The sequence below is a fragment of the Streptomyces sp. P9(2023) genome, from assembly GCF_032436795.1.
Taxonomy (GTDB): domain Bacteria; phylum Actinomycetota; class Actinomycetes; order Streptomycetales; family Streptomycetaceae; genus Streptomyces.
On sequence record NZ_JAUPWM010000018.1, the window covers coordinates 81,811 to 97,941 of the forward strand.

At 68.9% G+C, this 16,131-nt stretch carries 19 protein-coding genes and 1 tRNA gene; 9 read left to right on the top strand and 11 right to left on the bottom strand.

What is annotated here, in order from left to right; translation table 11 throughout:
- Window positions 1-317 precede the first annotated feature (317 nt).
- From Q5762_RS22630 to Q5762_RS22640, 3 genes are all read right to left on the bottom strand, one after another.
- A complete protein-coding gene (locus tag Q5762_RS22630) occupies window positions 318-989 on the bottom strand; it encodes a nucleotidyl transferase AbiEii/AbiGii toxin family protein (protein ID WP_315894028.1) in 672 nt (223 codons plus the stop codon).
- A complete protein-coding gene (locus Q5762_RS22635) occupies window positions 986-1,333 on the bottom strand; it encodes a transcriptional regulator (protein WP_315894029.1) in 348 nt (115 codons plus the stop codon). The genes Q5762_RS22630 and Q5762_RS22635 overlap by 4 nt, the downstream gene beginning before the upstream one ends.
- Window positions 1,334-1,642: 309 nt before the next feature.
- Complete coding sequence (locus tag Q5762_RS22640) at window positions 1,643-1,819, bottom strand: hypothetical protein (protein WP_315894030.1); 177 nt, start codon at window positions 1,817-1,819, stop codon at window positions 1,643-1,645.
- A 10-nt stretch (window positions 1,820-1,829) separates the two neighbouring features.
- Between Q5762_RS22640 and Q5762_RS22645 the strand changes: the two genes are divergently transcribed.
- The gene (locus Q5762_RS22645) at window positions 1,830-2,921 is read left to right on the top strand and encodes a VCBS repeat-containing protein (protein ID WP_315894031.1); all 1,092 of its coding nucleotides are present in this window, start codon (window positions 1,830-1,832) and stop codon (window positions 2,919-2,921) included.
- On the opposite strand, the gene Q5762_RS40020 is transcribed toward Q5762_RS22645, so the two are convergent.
- Together Q5762_RS40020 and Q5762_RS22655 are read right to left on the bottom strand one after the other, a co-directional pair.
- The gene (locus Q5762_RS40020) at window positions 2,807-3,085 is read right to left on the bottom strand and encodes a YdeI/OmpD-associated family protein (protein WP_399495238.1); all 279 of its coding nucleotides are present in this window, start codon (window positions 3,083-3,085) and stop codon (window positions 2,807-2,809) included. The two genes, Q5762_RS22645 and Q5762_RS40020, sit on opposite strands and share 115 nt — an antisense overlap.
- 90 nt (window positions 3,086-3,175) lie before the next feature.
- A tRNA-Gly gene (locus tag Q5762_RS22655) sits at window positions 3,176-3,246 on the bottom strand.
- A 153-nt stretch (window positions 3,247-3,399) separates the two neighbouring features.
- Here Q5762_RS22655 and Q5762_RS22660 point away from each other — a divergent pair.
- The 3 genes from Q5762_RS22660 to Q5762_RS22670 all read left to right on the top strand — a co-directional run bounded on the left by Q5762_RS22660 (window position 3,400) and on the right by Q5762_RS22670 (window position 4,728).
- Window positions 3,400-3,585, top strand: a complete 186-nt coding sequence (locus tag Q5762_RS22660) for a hypothetical protein (RefSeq protein ID WP_315894032.1) — start codon at window positions 3,400-3,402, stop codon at window positions 3,583-3,585.
- 65 nt (window positions 3,586-3,650) lie between these two features.
- Window positions 3,651-4,226 (top strand): dCTP deaminase, encoded by a 576-nt coding sequence (gene dcd / locus Q5762_RS22665; protein WP_315894033.1) that lies wholly within the window; start codon window positions 3,651-3,653, stop codon window positions 4,224-4,226.
- Window positions 4,227-4,230: 4 nt separating this feature from the next.
- The gene (locus Q5762_RS22670) at window positions 4,231-4,728 is read left to right on the top strand and encodes a phosphoribosyltransferase (protein ID WP_315894034.1); all 498 of its coding nucleotides are present in this window, start codon (window positions 4,231-4,233) and stop codon (window positions 4,726-4,728) included.
- Window positions 4,729-4,802: 74 nt separating this feature from the next.
- On the opposite strand, the gene Q5762_RS22675 is transcribed toward Q5762_RS22670, so the two are convergent.
- Entirely contained in the window at window positions 4,803-5,654 is an 852-nt protein-coding gene (locus Q5762_RS22675) for a Yip1 family protein (RefSeq protein WP_315894035.1), read from the bottom strand.
- 186 nt (window positions 5,655-5,840) lie between these two features.
- Between Q5762_RS22675 and Q5762_RS22680 the strand changes: the two genes are divergently transcribed.
- Window positions 5,841-6,272 carry a hypothetical protein gene (locus Q5762_RS22680; RefSeq protein WP_315894036.1) on the top strand — a complete coding sequence of 144 codons (432 nt, stop codon included), beginning with the start codon at window positions 5,841-5,843 and terminating at the stop codon, window positions 6,270-6,272.
- Between the two features lie 75 nt (window positions 6,273-6,347).
- Here the strand turns inward: Q5762_RS22680 and Q5762_RS22685 are convergent, their stop codons facing one another.
- On the bottom strand, window positions 6,348-8,600 hold the full coding sequence (locus Q5762_RS22685) for a (Fe-S)-binding protein (RefSeq protein ID WP_315894037.1): 2,253 nt from the start codon (window positions 8,598-8,600) through the stop codon (window positions 6,348-6,350).
- 156 nt (window positions 8,601-8,756) lie between these two features.
- On the bottom strand, window positions 8,757-9,275 hold the full coding sequence (locus Q5762_RS22690; protein ID WP_315894038.1) for a sugar transferase: 519 nt from the start codon (window positions 9,273-9,275) through the stop codon (window positions 8,757-8,759).
- 248 nt (window positions 9,276-9,523) lie between these two features.
- Here Q5762_RS22690 and dnaK point away from each other — a divergent pair, with 248 nt between their 5' ends.
- The 4 genes from dnaK to Q5762_RS22710 are packed head-to-tail and all read left to right on the top strand — an operon-like array spanning window position 9,524 to window position 13,714.
- Complete coding sequence (gene dnaK / locus Q5762_RS22695) at window positions 9,524-11,380, top strand: molecular chaperone DnaK (protein ID WP_315894039.1); 1,857 nt, start codon at window positions 9,524-9,526, stop codon at window positions 11,378-11,380.
- Window positions 11,380-12,024 carry a nucleotide exchange factor GrpE gene (grpE, locus tag Q5762_RS22700; protein ID WP_315894040.1) on the top strand — a complete coding sequence of 215 codons (645 nt, stop codon included), beginning with the start codon at window positions 11,380-11,382 and terminating at the stop codon, window positions 12,022-12,024. Before dnaK ends, grpE begins: the two co-directional genes overlap by 1 nt.
- A 30-nt stretch (window positions 12,025-12,054) precedes the next feature.
- A complete protein-coding gene (gene dnaJ, locus Q5762_RS22705) occupies window positions 12,055-13,254 on the top strand; it encodes a molecular chaperone DnaJ (RefSeq protein WP_315894041.1) in 1,200 nt (399 codons plus the stop codon).
- Window positions 13,255-13,258: 4 nt separating this feature from the next.
- Window positions 13,259-13,714, top strand: coding sequence for a heat shock protein transcriptional repressor HspR (locus tag Q5762_RS22710; protein WP_315894042.1), 456 nt, complete (start codon window positions 13,259-13,261; stop codon window positions 13,712-13,714).
- A gap of 67 nt (window positions 13,715-13,781) precedes the next feature.
- Here Q5762_RS22710 and Q5762_RS22715 read toward each other — a convergent pair whose 3' ends face one another.
- From Q5762_RS22715 to Q5762_RS22725, 3 genes are all read right to left on the bottom strand, one after another.
- Complete coding sequence (locus Q5762_RS22715; RefSeq protein ID WP_315894043.1) at window positions 13,782-14,540, bottom strand: hypothetical protein; 759 nt, start codon at window positions 14,538-14,540, stop codon at window positions 13,782-13,784.
- Window positions 14,541-14,601: 61 nt separating this feature from the next.
- Window positions 14,602-15,111, bottom strand: a complete 510-nt coding sequence (locus tag Q5762_RS22720) for a hypothetical protein (protein WP_315894044.1) — start codon at window positions 15,109-15,111, stop codon at window positions 14,602-14,604.
- A gap of 2 nt (window positions 15,112-15,113) precedes the next feature.
- On the bottom strand, window positions 15,114-16,094 hold the full coding sequence (locus tag Q5762_RS22725; protein ID WP_315894045.1) for a helix-turn-helix transcriptional regulator: 981 nt from the start codon (window positions 16,092-16,094) through the stop codon (window positions 15,114-15,116).
- Between the last annotated feature and the right edge of the window lie 37 nt (window positions 16,095-16,131).

Genomic DNA, 16,131 nt, shown 5'->3' on the forward strand with positions numbered 1-16,131 from the left:
GTTTCACCAGCTGGCACAAGGAGTGCGCGAGTGGGCCCGACAGGTCCAGATCACGAAGAAGGCCCAGGTCGCTTGACCTGGGCCTTCGTTCAAGAGCGGATGACGGGAATCGAACCCGCGCTATAAGCTTGGGAATCACTGACGCCAATCTCAATCATCTTGTGTTTGACCTGCGAAAACAGTCTCCGATGTAGTCTCTCTCGCGAGCTCGGCGATACCTGTGTTGACCGCAGTTGACCGACCCCAAGGGCACGGTTGGGGCACGGCCAGCCTCCTTGGAGATGCGGCGCTTCCTTGCCGTGCGCGGTGCCCGGTGATCAGTCGTCGGGTGGACCTTCCGCTTCCTGGAGTCTTTCGGCGATGTCGTCGGCCCACTCCTGAGCCCACTGCCGCAGCTCGAAGGTCTGGTGGTCGCTGAGTCCGTACGCGGCGAATTCGGTGTCATCGATCCAATCCGTGCCGGCAAGCCGGGCATGGAGATCGGAGAGGTCGAAGGTGTCACGGGCGTGGCGGCGGCCGAGTTCTTCGAGTTCGATGCGACCCCAGCGATCCGCCGCCGCCCGGACGTCGATCAGGTCACGCGCCAGGCCACGGTCTGCCAGCGCCCGGACCTTTGTGCCGACCACGTCCTCCAGCGAAAGCACCAAGCCATGCTGAGTCTTCACGGGCGGACGCCAGAGCGCTTCCTTGAGGACGTCAACCTCGCACTCGTCGCCAGTTGCGGTGTCGGTGACGATCAGCCGTGCGGACAGTGGATCGGTTTCCAACGCCTCCACCTGCCAGCCGCGTTGTTCGAGCCCGGCGCGCACGGTGGCGGCGATCTTCTCCATCGGCTCCGGGTTCTCGGTGGCGACATCGAGATCCTGGCTGATCCGGTTGACCAGTCCGTGTGCCTGGACGGCGTAGCCACCCGTGAGCACGAGCGGGTAGACGTCACCCACGGCGAGGACATCCGCGAGGAGCCGCCGGTGCAGGTCTGTCAGGTTCACGCGGCGGCCTGGGAGTGGGGAGCCAGCTCGTCGAAGGCGTTTTCCCAGACGTCGCGGATGTCCCGGCTGATCAGTGTGCGCAGGACGGGCCACATGGCGACGAGCAGTTCCCGGTTCAGGTAACGGACCAGGTCATCGTGCTGTCCCTCGGCCAGGACGATCCGATAACAGCTCATCCGCAATCGGGGCTGGTCGAGGTCGAACCGTGACAGGCCGGACCACGCGAGGCGCAGTGGAAGGTCGACGCGGCCGTGGTCGGGCCCGTCGAGCTCCGAGAGCTCGACGGGAAGCCGCCTGGCGACCTTGGCGCGGCGGAGTTCGGGGACGCTGGGCGTAGCTTCCATGCGTTGATTATTCCGCAGGAGTGCGGGCTGCCGGGTGATTCCAGCACAGAGGACGGCTCAGGGCTTCTGCCGGGCTGCAGTGATGGCGATGATGACGTAGAGCGGCCAGAGGGCTCATGCGGGGCCTCCGGCGAGACGGTCCTAGGTGGTGCAGAGGTTGTGGGCGCACGTGGCACACCGCATGACCACGAGTCGACACCAGAGGGCAAACGCAACCACGCGTTCTACCGAAGACCGTTGCCCCGGTGCGCCCCGGCTTCGCCGCCTGCTCTCGGTTCATGGAGCCGAGCAAGATCGCTCGTACCTGGATCAGCCGGCGAGCCCTCGGAGCTCGGCTACTGGGCCGTGACGGCGGACTGACGTACGGGGTCGCGTCGCGTCCAGCTGGTCCTGCCGGGTCCCGGAGACGGGCGCGGCCACGGGCGGCGACACCCTGAAGGCCGAGCTGGTCGCGACGACCGGCGAGCCCACCGAGGTCGTCGCCACGAACTCCACCGTGCCCCCGGCGGTCCTCGACCTCGACCAGGTCAACGGGTTCACCTTCAGGTGGACGCTGTCCCGTGGGGTAACGAACCCGAAGCTCACCGTCCGTCATGTGCGGACGGGGAAGACCCACACCCTGAGCTGGCAGCCCACCACCGGTACGCCGGTGTTCGCCTGGGTCGACAACAACTGGGACGAGAACGTCCCCAACGGCGACTACACCGGGGAGCTGATCGGCGCGCCGGTCAACGGCATCGGCCCGGCCGTCACCGCCAAGGGCGCGTTCAAGGTCGTCCGCAAGGCCCAGCCGCACGACTTCAACGACAACGGCAGCCCCGACCTGCTCAGCCGGGACTCCGCCGGCCGCCTGTGGCGCACGGACCTTTTCTACCGTCCGATCGACGAGCGGCGCGGCATCAACGAGGCCGGGGCCAGGACCTACCTCGGTTCGGGCTGGGGCGTCTACGACCGGATCGAGTCCGCCGGCAACCTGGGCGGTACGCCGGTCGGCGACCTCTTGGCCCGCGACAAGTCCGGCGTGCTCTGGCTGTACCAGGGCAAGGGCACCGGCGACTTCGCCACCCGGGTCCAGGTCGGCGGCGGCTGGCAGGTCTACGACAAGATCACGTCCGGCAGCGACCTGACCAACGACGGCCGCGTGGACGTGGTCGCCACCGACAAGTCAGGGGGACACTGGCTCTACCCCGGCACCGGCAGCGCCACGAAGCCGTTCCTCCCCGGCAAGAAGATCGGCACCGGCTGGGGGGTCTACAACGACATCACGGCCGTCGGCAACATCGCGGGCGGCACCGCCGGCGATCTCGTCGCCCGTGACAAGGACGGCGTCCTCTGGGTCCACCTGGGCAAGGGCGACGGCACGTTCGCGCCCCGCATGAAGATCGGCGGCGGCTGGAACGCGTTCCGTCCACTGATCGCCGCCGGTGACGCGGACGGCGACGGGCGCCCCGACCTCATGGGCCTCGGCGTGACCTACCAGACGCCGAAGCTGTACAGGAGCACCGGTGACTGGAGGGTCCCGTTCCGGACCGGCGAGGTCATGTACCTGGAGCAGGTCAGCGCGAACGCGTCGGACCTCGTGTTCTGACCTCGCCGCACCGCGGAGGGGAGGCCGCCGAAACAACCGGTCTCCCCCTTCCTTCGCAGGTGCGGCTTCTCCCCGTTCGCCGCCATCGCCACGAACATTTCGATGCGGCGGGCGCGGGTCTCGGGCCTCTTGGCGTCGGACGCGATAGAGGATCGCGTAGCGATTCGGGCGGTCGAGGGTCTCGAAGACGGCCGCTGCGGCCGGGTCTAGACAATGACGAAGCCCCAGGTCGTTGACCTGGGGCTTCGTTCAAGAGCGGATGACGGGAATCGAACCCGCGCTATAAGCTTGGGAAGCTCATGTTCTACCATTAAACTACATCCGCCTGGCGGTCGTTGATCGGTACCGCAGACTCGGACACTGTACCCCATCGACCAGGTGCGACGTGCGGCCCCGTGGCGGAGTGCCGCCTGGAGTGGTGTCCTGTTGATCCCCTAATGTGGCTGTCTCGTCCACCACTTGTCGGGGAAGGGACTTGATGGGTTCGATGGAGCGCACCGTCGTCCGTTGTGCCGAAGGGCATGTGTTCAGTACCGCTTCGTTCCCGTTGCAGCAGCTCGGGTCCGGGCGGATCGGGCCAGGGCGGCTCATTCGGTGTCCACGGTGTGCGCGGTTGCGGCACGCGGTGCCTGTGGCCGTGGCCGCGGAGCTTGAGCAGCGCTGATGGCCGGCCGGGCGCGGAACCGTCCCGATTGGGGCAGGTCCGCGCCCTCTGCGTATCGTGGGGGCGTGCTTCTCTCAGACAAGGACATCCGGGCCGAGATCGATGCCGGCCGGGTGCGCATCGACCCGTACGACGAATTCATGGTGCAGCCCTCGAGCATCGACGTGCGGCTTGACCGCTTCTTCCGGGTGTTCGAGAACCACCGCTACCCCCACATCGACCCCGCCGTCGAGCAGCTGGACCTGACCCGCGAGGTCGAGCCCGAGGGGGACGAGGCGTTCATCCTCCACCCCGGCGAGTTCGTGCTCGCCTCGACGTACGAAGTCATCTCGCTGCCTGACGACATCGCCTCGCGGCTCGAAGGGAAGAGTTCCCTCGGGCGCCTCGGGCTCGTCACGCACTCCACCGCCGGCTTCATCGACCCCGGCTTCTCCGGGCACGTGACCCTTGAGCTGTCGAACCTCGCCACCCTCCCCATCAAGCTCTGGCCGGGGATGAAGATCGGGCAGCTGTGCATGTTCCGGCTGAGCTCGCCCGCCGAGTTCCCGTACGGCAGCGAGCGGTACGGGTCCAGGTATCAGGGCCAGCGCGGGCCGACCGCTTCGCGTTCCTTCATGAACTTCCATCGGACCCAGGTGTGACGCAATGAGTGACGTACGGGAGAACCTCACCTACGAGGGCTTCGGGCGGGCGATCCGCGAGCTCGCGCAGACCATCGCCGACGACGGCTACGAGCCCGACATCGTGCTCTCCATCGCCCGCGGCGGCGTCTTCGTCGCCGGCGGCCTCGCCTACGCCCTCGACTGCAAGAACATCCACCTCGTGAACGTGGAGTTCTACACCGGCGTCGGCACCACGCTCGAAATGCCCGTCATGCTCGCGCCCGTGCCCGACGCGATCGACTTCTCCGACAAGAAGGTCCTGATCACGGACGACGTCGCCGACACCGGCAAGACGCTCAAGCTCGTCCACGACTTCTGCGTCGACCACGTCGCCGAGGTCCGCTCCGCCGTCATCTACGAGAAGTCGCACTCCCTCGTGAAGTGCGAGTACGTGTGGAAGAAGACCGACGAGTGGATCAACTTCCCCTGGTCCGTCGAACCACCCGTCGTCCGGCGCGAGGGTCAGGTTCTCGACGCCTGAGGCACTTATGCACGACGAAGGCCCCCGTCCTCTTTCCTGGCGGGGGCCTTTCTCCTTCTATACGTAGTACGTACTTACAGCATGCCCAGCTTGATCAGTGACAGCAGCGCCACCAGCTGGATCGCCGACGCGCCCAGGGCCTTCGGCCACGGCAGGTCGTGCGAGCGGCTCACCATCATCGTGAACAGCGCGCCCGCCGCCAGCCAGGTCAGCCAGCCGAGGACCTGCACCAGGCCGTTCTCGCCGCCCAGGAAGACCGCGACGACCAGCCGGGGCGCGTCCGTGATCGACATGATCAGCATCGACAGGCCGACCGTCGGCTGCCAGCTCCCGGAGCCGCCCAGCTGACGCGCCAGCGTGTGCGTGACCGCGCCCAGGATCAGGCCGGCCACCACGAAGCCCACGCCCGTCATCAGGACGTACGGGATCGCCGTCGACAGCGTCGCGTTGATCGCCTCGTCGCGCGCCTTGTCGAAGCCGAAGATGGCCAGCAGGCCGTAGAGGAACGTGACGGTCAGCGCCGGGCCCCACACCGCGTGGTCCCGCATCTGCAGGAACGTCGGGCCCGGGCGCAGCACGATGCCGCTCAGCAGAGGCTTCCAGTGCAGCCGCGGGCCCGTCGGGGCGGCGGGCGCCTCGTAGCCGGCGCCGGCGCCGTACGGGTCCTCGTTCACGCTGAACATCTGCGTGTGCCCCGGGGTGTTGGCCGCGTAGTGCTGCTGCGGGTGGTGCTGCTGCTGCGCCCCGTACGGGTCCCCGAAGTACTCCGGCTCCCCGTATCCGCCGCCGCCCTGCTGCGGGGCCTGCTGGGGCCACTGCTGCTGCGGGTGGGGCGGCGGGGCCGCGTTGTACCCGTACGGCGCCTGCTGCGGTTGTTGTTGCGGGGGGCGGTTGTCCCGGCCGCGTCCGTTCCTGAATCCAGCCACGTCATTGAACGTACCCGTTCCCGCTGTGGCTCCGCTCATTTGCCCCTGAGCTGCCACTGAGCTGTGACATCCCCTAGGGGGTCTCAGGCGCGTCACCCGTCGCTCCATCCGTACCGCAGCGATCGCCACCGGCACGATCGCCGCCCTGGCCAGCCGCAGGTCGATCCGCCTGTCGAGCGTGCCTTCGTGAAGTCCTTCGAGCTCGCCGACGGATCCGTCGCCAAGGTCTACAAGACCGGGACGGACGAGTACGCCGCCGAGATATGGGCCGGCGGCACGCTGATCGACACCCTGACCATCACCGGCAGCCCCTCCTACGGACAGAACAACGGCCTCCACGTCGTCCTGCAGCCCGACGGCACCGGCACCTCCTGGGTCGAGGGCACCCCCAAGCCCACCGCCTGCACGTTCGTCGTCATCGACACCCCCAAGCAGGGTGGCAACAGCTGGAAGACCACCACCACCGTCGTCCCCAAGGGCGCCGTCAAGGCCGGGGCCGAGAACGTCGCCGGCTCCTCCGGCCAGGCCGCCCTCATCGGCGCCGGCGGCGGGCTCGCCGCCCTCGGGGCCGCCGGGCTCGGGTTCGCCCTCAACCACCGGCGTTCCCAGGAGGGCTGACAACGGCCGGGGAACGGCAAAAAGGGCCGCCCCGCGCAACTCGCGCGGGGCGGCCCTCTCCGTACGTACTGGGTACTACTCCGCCGACACCGGCTCCGGCTCCGGCTCAGCGTCCTCCGGCTTCGTCTTCACCGAGTCGAGCAGCAGCTGCGCCACGTCCACCACCTGGACGGACTCCTTCGCCTTGCCGTCGTTCTTCTTGCCGTTGACCGAGTCGGTCAGCATGACCAGGCAGAACGGGCAGGCGGTGGAGACGATGTCCGGGTTCAGGGACAGGGCCTCGTCGACGCGCTCGTTGTTGATGCGCTTGCCGATCCGCTCCTCCATCCACATCCGCGCGCCACCGGCGCCGCAGCAGAAGCCGCGTTCCTTGTGGCGGTGCATCTCCTGCTGGCGCAGGCCCGGGACGGCCGACATGATCTCGCGCGGCGGCGTGTAGACCTTGTTGTGGCGGCCCAGGTAGCACGGGTCGTGGTACGTGATGAGGCCGTCGACCGGCGTCACCGGGATCAGCTTGCCCTCGTCGATGAGGTGCTGGAGCAGCTGCGTGTGGTGGATGACCTCGAACTCGCCGCCCAGCTGCGGGTACTCGTTCGCGATCGTGTTGAAGCAGTGCGGGCAGGTCGCGACGATCTTCTTGGCCGACTTCGGCTTCTTCGTCGACTCGTCCTCGTCGTCCTCGCCGAACGCCATGTTCAGCATCGCGACGTTCTCCTGGCCGAGCTGCTGGAACAGCGGCTCGTTGCCCAGGCGGCGCGGCGAGTCACCGGTGCACTTCTCCTCGCCGCCCATGATCGCGAACGTGACGCCCGCCATGTGCAGCAGCTCGGCGAAGGCCTTCGTGGTCTTCTTGGCCCGGTCCTCCAGGGCGCCCGCGCAGCCGACCCAGTAGAGGTAGTCGACCTCCGTCAGATCCTCGACGTCCTTGCCGACGATCGGGACCTCGAAGTCGACCTCCTTGGTCCACTCGACGCGCTGCTTCTTCGCCAGGCCCCAGGGGTTGCCCTTCTTCTCCAGGTTCTTGAGCATCGTGCCGGCCTCCGACGGGAAGGCGGACTCGATCATCACCTGGTAGCGGCGCATGTCGACGATGTGGTCGATGTGCTCGATGTCGACCGGGCACTGCTCCACGCACGCACCGCAGGTGGTGCAGGACCACAGCACGTCCGGGTCGATGACGCCGTTCTCCTCGGCGGTGCCGATCAGCGGGCGCTCGGCTTCCGCGAGGGCGGCGGCCGGGACGTCCTTCAGCTGCTCGGGCGTCGCCTTCTCGTTGCCCTCCATGTCCTTGCCGCCGCCCGCGAGCAGGTACGGCGCCTTGGCGTGCGCGTGGTCGCGCAGCGACATGATCAGGAGCTTGGGGGAGAGCGGCTTACCGGTGTTCCAGGCGGGGCACTGCGACTGGCAGCGGCCGCACTCGGTGCAGGTGGAGAAGTCGAGGATGCCCTTCCAGGAGAACTGCTCGACCTGGGAGACACCGAAGACGGCGTCCTCGGCCGGGTCCTCCCAGTCGATCTCCTTGCCGGCCGTCGTCATCGGCTGGAGCGCGCCGAGGGCGGTGGAGCCGTCGGACTCGCGCTTGAACCAGATGTTCGGGAAGCCGAGGAAGCGGTGCCAGGCCACACCCATGTTGGTGTTGAGCGAGACCGTGATCATCCAGGTGAAGGACGTGACGATCTTGAGCGCCGCGACGAGGTAGGTGATGTTCTGGATCGTGTTCAGGTCCAGGCCGTCGAGCAGCGCGATCAGCGGGTACGAGGCGAAGAAGCCCGGCTCCCAGCTCGTCACGTGGTGCTGGACGCCTTCGAGGGCGCGCAGCGACATGATGCAGAGGCCGACGATCAGGATGACGGCCTCGACGAAGTACGCCTGGCCCGTCTTGGAGCCCGCGAAGCGCGACTTGCGGCCGGCCCTGGTCGGCTTGGAGAGCTGCCGGATCACGATCAGCGTGACGATGCCGAGTACGGTCATCAGACCGAGGAACTCGGTGAAAATCTCGTACGGCAGCCAGTCGCCGATGAACGGGATCAGCCAGTCGGCCTGGAAGAGCTGGCCGAAGGCGTTGACGATCGTGAGCAGCAGCGCGAAGAAGCCGATCGCCACGAACCAGTGCGCCACGCCGACGACACCCCAGCGGTTCATCCGGGTGTGGCCGAAGAACTCCCTGGCCAGCGTGATGGTGCGCTGCTTGGGGTCGCCGGTGCGCGAGCCTGCGGGCACGGGCTGGCCGAGCTTCACGAAGCGGTAGATCTGCGCGGTGGCGCGGCCGAACAGCGCGACGGCCACCACCGTGATGGCGATCGACACGATGATCGCGGCGAGTTGCATGAGGGGCTCCTCGGGCGGGCCTGCGAGGCGGAGCGCCCGCACTGTCGAGTGTGACACCCGAGCGAGGCGCTACTAAGCGGTAACTTATTCAGTCCGTGCTGAGATTACCCCGTCACGGCACCGCTCTGTAGCGGCGCCCGCGGTGATCTGTGTCGCTCAGGCAAGCCTTGCCGGCCGGGTCTGCCCGGCCGTCGAACCGCTCGCCGCACGACGCCTGCGGACTGCTGGAAGCGTACGCGCCAGGATCGCCAGATCCATCCCCAGCCAGTGGTGGTCCACATAGTGGAGATCGAGCAGCTCGCGCTCCTCCCACGGCAGCTCCGAACGTCCGCTGATCTGCCACAGCCCCGTCATCCCGGGGCGCACCGTGAGCCGGCGCCGTGCCTCTCCCACGCACTCCCGGTGTCCGGGGGTGAGGGGGCAGGGGCCGACCAGGGACATCTCTCCCCGTACGACATGGAGCAGCAGGGGCAGTCCGGCCAGCGTGCTCTTCGTACGGAACGTGACCATCGTGAAGGCGTTTCCGCCCCGGCCCGAGACCGTCCGGCGGCGCGTCACCCCGCCCGCGCCGGCCGTCGCGAGTGCGAGCGAGAGGGCGACGGCCGCGATCAGCGGGGACAGGACGGTCAGCAGGGTGAGTCCGCCGAGGAGGTCGAGTGCGCGCTTGGCCGTCATTCCCCACACCCTTTCGAGTGACATTCATGGGATATTCGTGGGATATGCCCGCTATGCCCGGCAGGGGCACCCCGGACTCTCTCACGCGGAGAGGCGTCCGGGCCGGGAATGACGCGCCAGCGGCGCCCCTTTGAGTGAGCCTCAGGGTGAAGAGTTGAGCCGCCTCCACTCAGGTCTGTTGACGCACGCGATCTCGTCGTGCATCCTTGAGTCAGTTCCACTCAAGTCAGTCAGCTGGAGGAATTGAAATGGCACGTGCGGTCGGCATCGACCTGGGCACGACTAACTCCGTCGTCAGCGTTCTCGAAGGCGGCGAGCCCACCGTCATCACCAACGCCGAGGGCGCCAGGACCACGCCGTCCGTCGTCGCCTTCGCGAAGAACGGTGAAGTGCTCGTCGGCGAGGTCGCCAAGCGCCAGGCGGTCACCAACGTCGACAGGACCATCCGGTCGGTCAAGCGCCACATGGGCACCGACTGGAAGATCGACATCGACAGCAAGAGCTTCAACCCGCAGCAGATGAGCGCCTTCATCCTGCAGAAGCTCAAGCGCGACGCCGAGGCGTACCTGGGCGAGAAGGTCGTCGACGCGGTCATCACCGTCCCGGCGTACTTCAACGACTCCGAGCGTCAGGCCACCAAGGAGGCCGGTGAGATCGCGGGCCTCAACGTCCTGCGTATCGTCAACGAGCCGACCGCGGCCGCCCTGGCCTACGGCCTGGACAAGGACGACCAGACGATCCTCGTCTTCGACCTCGGTGGCGGCACCTTCGACGTGTCCCTCCTGGAGATCGGCGACGGCGTCGTCGAGGTGAAGGCCACCAACGGTGACAACCACCTCGGTGGTGACGACTGGGACCAGCGCGTCGTCGACTACCTGGTGAAGCAGTTCGCCAACGGCCACGGCGTCGACCTGGCCAAGGACAAGATGGCTCTCCAGCGTCTCCGCGAGGCCGCGGAGAAGGCGAAGATCGAGCTGTCGTCCTCCACCGAGACGTCGATCAACCTGCCGTACATCACCGCCTCCGCCGAGGGTCCGCTGCACCTGGAGGAGAAGCTCACCCGGGCTCAGTTCCAGCAGCTCACGGCCGACCTTCTGGACCGGTGCAAGACGCCGTTCCACAACGTCATCAAGGACGCGGGCATCAACCTGTCCGAGATCGACCACGTCGTTCTCGTCGGTGGCTCCACCCGTATGCCGGCCGTCGCCGAGCTCGTCAAGGAGCTGACCGGTGGCCAGGAGGCCAACAAGGGTGTGAACCCGGACGAGGTCGTCGCCATCGGCGCCGCCCTGCAGGCCGGTGTCCTGAAGGGTGAGGTCAAGGACGTCCTGCTCCTCGACGTGACCCCGCTGTCCCTCGGCATCGAGACCAAGGGCGGCATCATGACCAAGCTCATCGAGCGCAACACCACGATCCCGACCAAGCGGTCCGAGATCTTCACGACGGCCGAGGACAACCAGCCGTCGGTGCAGATCCAGGTCTACCAGGGCGAGCGCGAGATCGCGGCGTACAACAAGAAGCTCGGCATGTTCGAGCTGACCGGTCTGCCGCCGGCCCCGCGTGGCGTCCCGCAGATCGAGGTCGCCTTCGACATCGACGCCAACGGCATCATGCACGTCACGGCCAAGGACCTCGGCACGGGCAAGGAGCAGAAGATGACCGTCACCGGTGGCTCCTCGCTGCCGAAGGACGAGGTCAACCGGATGCGCGAAGAGGCCGAGAAGTACGCGGACGAGGACCACGCCCGCCGCGAGGCCGCCGAGTCCCGCAACCAGGGCGAGCAGCTCGTCTACCAGACGGAGAAGTTCCTCAAGGACAACGAGGACAAGGTCCCCGGTGACGTCAAGACCGAGGTCGAGACGGCCGTCGCCGAGCTGAAGGAGAAGCTCAAGGGCGAGGACACCGCGGAGATCCGTACGGCCACCGAGAAGGTCGCCGCCGTCTCCCAGAAGCTCGGCCAGGCGATGTACGCCGACGCCCAGGCCGCGCAGGCCGCCGGCGGCGAGGGTGCCGAGGCTCCGAACATGTCCAAGGAAGACGACGTCGTGGACGCCGAGATCGTCGACGACGAGAAGCCCGGTGACGCGAAGGGCGGCGCGGTCTGATGACGGAGGAGACCCCGGGCTTCGAGGAGAAGCCCGACGTCCCCTCCGGCGCCGACGACGCCGCCGAAGCCGCCGAGACCCCCTCCACGGAGGAGGGCTCGGCGGCCCCGGCCGGGGACGCCGCACAGACGGCCGGTCTGACGGCGCAGCTGGACCAGCTCCGCAGCGCGCTCGGCGAGCGCACCGCGGACCTCCAGCGGCTTCAGGCCGAGTACCAGAACTACCGCCGCCGCGTGGAGCGTGACCGGGTCACCGTCAAGGAGATCGCGGTCGCCGGCCTCCTGACGGAGCTCCTGCCCGTGCTCGACGACGTCGGCCGGGCCCGTGAGCACGGCGAGCTCGTGGGCGGCTTCAAGTCGGTCGCCGAGTCGCTGGAGACCGTCGTCGCCAAGATGGGTCTGCAGCAGTTCGGCAAGGAGGGCGAGCCCTTCGACCCGACCATCCACGAGGCCCTGATGCACTCGTACGCGCCGGATGTCACCGAGACGACCTGCGTGGCGATCCTGCAGCCGGGGTACCGGATCGGCGAGCGGACCATCCGGCCCGCGCGCGTGGCGGTGGCCGAGCCCCAGCCCGGGGCGACGCCGGCCGCGAAGGAAGAGAAGTCGGCAGACGAGGAGAGCGGTGGCCCCGAAGAGGGCTGACGCGAAGATCGTCCGAGAGGAGGGACGTCGATGAGCACGAAGGACTTCGTCGAGAAGGACTACTACAAGGTTCTCGGCGTCCCCAAGGACGCCACCGACGCCGAGATCAAGAAGGCGTACCGGAAGCTCGCCCGCGAGAACCACCCGGACGCCAACAAGGGCGACACGAGCGCCGAGGCGCGCTTCAAGGAGATCTCCGAGGCGAACGACATCCTCGGCGACCCCAAGAAGCGCAAGGAGTACGACGACGCCCGCGCGCTCTTCGGGAACGGCGGCTTCCGCGCCGGTCCCGGCGGGCAGGGCGGCTCGTTCAACTTCGACCTGGGCGACCTCTTCGGCGGCGCCCAGGGCCCCGGCGGCGCGGGCGGCCCTGGCGGGGCCGGCGGCTTCGGCGGCGGCCTCGGCGACGTCTTCGGCGGACTGTTCAACCGGGGCGCGGGCGGCGGCGCGGGGACGCGTACGCAGCCGCGCCGCGGCCAGGACATCGAGTCCGAGGTGACGCTCAGCTTCACCGAGGCCGTGGACGGCGCGACGGTGCCGCTGCGGATGTCCTCCCAGGCGCCCTGCAAGGCCTGTTCGGGCACCGGCGACAAGAACGGCACGCCCCGCGTGTGCCCGACGTGCGTCGGCACCGGCCAGGTCTCGCGCGGCAGCGGCGGCGGCTTCTCGCTCACCGACCCGTGCGTGGACTGCAAGGGCCGCGGCCTGATCGCCGAGACCCCCTGCGAGGTCTGCAAGGGCAGCGGACGGGCCAAGTCCTCCCGCACCATGCAGGTCCGCATTCCCGCCGGGGTCTCCGACGGTCAGCGGATCCGGCTGCGCGGCAAGGGTGCGCCGGGCGAGCGCGGCGGTCCGAACGGCGACCTGTACGTCGTGGTCCACGTCGACGCCCACCCGGTCTTCGGCCGCAAGGACGACAACCTGACCGTCACCGTGCCCGTCACCTTCGACGAGGCGGCGCTCGGCGGCGAGATCCCGGTGCCGACGCTGGGCGGCCCGGCGGTGACCCTGAAGCTTCCGGCCGGCACCCCCAACGGCCGGACGATGCGCGCCCGCGGCAAGGGCGCGGTCCGCAAGGACGGGACGCGCGGCGATCTGCTGGTGACGGTGGAGGTCGCGGTGCCCAAGGAGCTCGACGACAAGGCCCGCGAGGCCCTTGAGACCTACCGTCAGGCGACGGCGGGCGAGGACCCCAGGGCAGAGTTGTTCCAGGCCGCGAAGGGAGCTTGACCCGATGGACCCTCGACCGGGACGCAGCCGTAACCCCTACGAACTGACCGACGAGACCCCGGTGTACGTCATCTCGGTGGCGGCCCAGCTCTCCGGCCTGCACCCGCAGACCCTGCGTCAGTACGACCGCCTCGGCCTGGTCTCGCCCGACCGCACAGCGGGCCGGGGCCGGCGCTACTCGGCGCGTGACATCGAACTGCTCCGCACGGTGCAGGCGTTGTCGCAGGACGAGGGCATCAATCTGGCGGGCATCAAGCGCATCATCGAGCTGGAGAACCAGGTCGCCGCGCTCCAGCAGCGGATCGCCGAGCTGTCGGCGGCCGTCGAGGGCGCCGCCTCGGCGATGCGCCAGCGCGAGGCCCAGGTGCACGCCTCGTACCGGCGCGACCTGGTCCCGTACCAGGACGTCCAGCAGGCGAGCGCCCTGGTGGTCTGGCGCCCGAAGCGCCCCGGCGAGTAGCCGCCCACTCGGTACGACAAGGCCCCCTCCGTTTCCGGTTCGCCGGCGGAGGGGGCCTTCGTCGTCCCTACCAGAGCAGGCCGAAGGCCATCCTCGCGCCGAGCCACAGGCAGCCCGACGCCACCAGCAGATAGCCGGAGAGCCGCCCCAGGACCTCGATCACCGGAGCCGCGTGCGCGGCCCGCGCGGGCTTGAGCGGGTCGTAGGCGACGAGGATGTCCGGGGTCTTCCGCGTGCAGCTGTACGGGTGGTCGGCGCCCCCGGCGTCGGCGTAGACGTACCGCGTGGACTTCTTGGTGCCCTTGCCGACGGCGTGGGCGGGCACGGTGATGCCGCGCCGCCTCAGGACGACCCGGCGGTACGTCTCCTGCGCGAAGGCGAAGACCAGGAGCGCCCCGAACACGAGCGGCACCGCCCCGACGATCACACCGACCACCCGCACCCCGTGGGTGACGCCGACCCAGACCGCGTATCCGAGATAGCCGAGCACCGGCAGGAGGAGGGCCGCGACCCAGCCCCAGTCGATGCTGTCGTCCGGCCGGGTCTCGACGACGACGAGCGCGCTCGCCTCCGGGCCCCGCTCCGCCGGGAGCGCCCCGGTGAGGGCGCCGGCGAAGGCGGCGGTGGCGGTCGGGTCGGCGCCCTCCACGGGGTGGACGGCGCCGTCGGTGAGCACGACGTCGAGGCGGCGCGGCGTGGGGACGCGTACCTCCTGGACGGCCAGGAGGGGGATCGCGGTGTGCTGTCCGCCGCGGACCACGTGGAGCACGCCGTCCTCGAAGGAAGCCTGGACTCCGTCGCCGCGGAGTATCTGGGCTGAGGTCATGGACCTGATCATCGCCGGGCGGCCGGGTGAAAGCCCGTGGATTCCGGGCGAAGTCGCCGATCTACGGGATCAGTTCGGCCGCGATGTTCAGCGTCGTGTCCCACCAGGGCGCGGCTCCGGTGCCGAAGGCGGCGGCGAGGGCCGTGCCGACGACGCGGTCCAGCGGCTCGGGGGCCGCGCCGGTCTCCGCCCCGGTCCCCGCGCCGGTCTCCGTCCCCGGCGCCCAGTCGGCGTCGACCGTGCCGTCTCCGGTGGACTCCAGGGTGCCGAGGACGCGGCCGTCGCGGAGCAGCCGGCTCTCGCCGTACGAGCAGGGGACGAGCCGGTAGCGCGTGCCGGCCACCGTGGCGTCGACGCGGTACGAGCGGCGCAGGATCCGGCCACGCGCGGGCCGGAGGACGGCGGGCGCGCCGTCGACGGTGAGGGTGAGCCGGCCGGCGGCCCGGGTGCCGATGGGGATCAGCGGGTCGGGTTCGTCGCCGGGGCCGCGGACCAGCTCCACGGTGGGCAGCTCGTGGCCCGAGACGCGCAGGGTGCCCGCGGGGCCGTCGAGGTCGATCTGTACGTACAAGGTCAGTTTTCCTGCTCCAGTAGGCCGGACTGGGCGATGAGGTAACCGAGTTGGGCGCGGCTGCCGCTGCCGAGCGCGGAGGCGAGCTTGGCGATGTGGGCCCGGCAGGTCCGTACGTTCATGCCGAGCCGGCGGGCGATGGCCTCGTCGACGAGACCTTCGATGAGGAGTTTGGCGATGGAGCGCTGGATGCCGCTGATGCCGTCGAGCGGGGGCTGGTAGGTGACCGGGTTCTCCAGCGGGGTGGCCTGGAGCCAGAACTGCTCGAAGACGCCGACGAGATACTCGACCAGGCCGGTGTGACGCAGCTCCAGGGCGACCTGGCGGTCCCGGCTGGCGGGTACGAAGGCGACCTTGCGGTCCACGATGATCAGGCGGTCGATGATCTCTTCGAGGGTGCGGACCTCGACCTCGGGGCCGATGCGTTCCAGATAGGCCAGCGTGATCGGCTGGTGCCGGGCCGTGTGCTGGTAGAGCGTGCGCATCCGGATGCCCCGGCCGAGGAGGGGCCGTACGCGGCGGAGCGCCTCGCCGAAGGTGTGCTCGCTGCGGCCGCTGCCGGGCTGCACGGTCAGCAGCTCCGAGGCGCACTCGGCCACGACCCGGTCGAGGGAGGTGTTGATCCGCGTCAGGCCCTCCAGGACGGTGATCGCGTGCGTCGTCGAGGGGTCCCGGGCGCTGACGGACATGAATGGCTCGAACGCGTCGGAGAGTTCGATGCTGAGGCGTCTGCGCTCCTGGATCTCCTTCTCGATCGGGAGCAGGAGCCGGGCCAGGGCGGCCGAGGGGGGAACCGGCCGGAGCCACTGGCCGTCATCGGGGTCGGGCCTGAGGAGGTCGAGGTCCATCAGGCAGGGCGTGTCCTCGATGTCCGAACGGCATATCCGGCCCGTTCGCAGGGCCTCCTTATAGGCCCGTGTGCCCGCTTCGCACAGCTCGGCGTGCGTATGAGGATGCTCCGTCTTATCCGGTTCTATTCGCATATGTACACCCCCAGGCTTTTCCGATACAGGAACATGA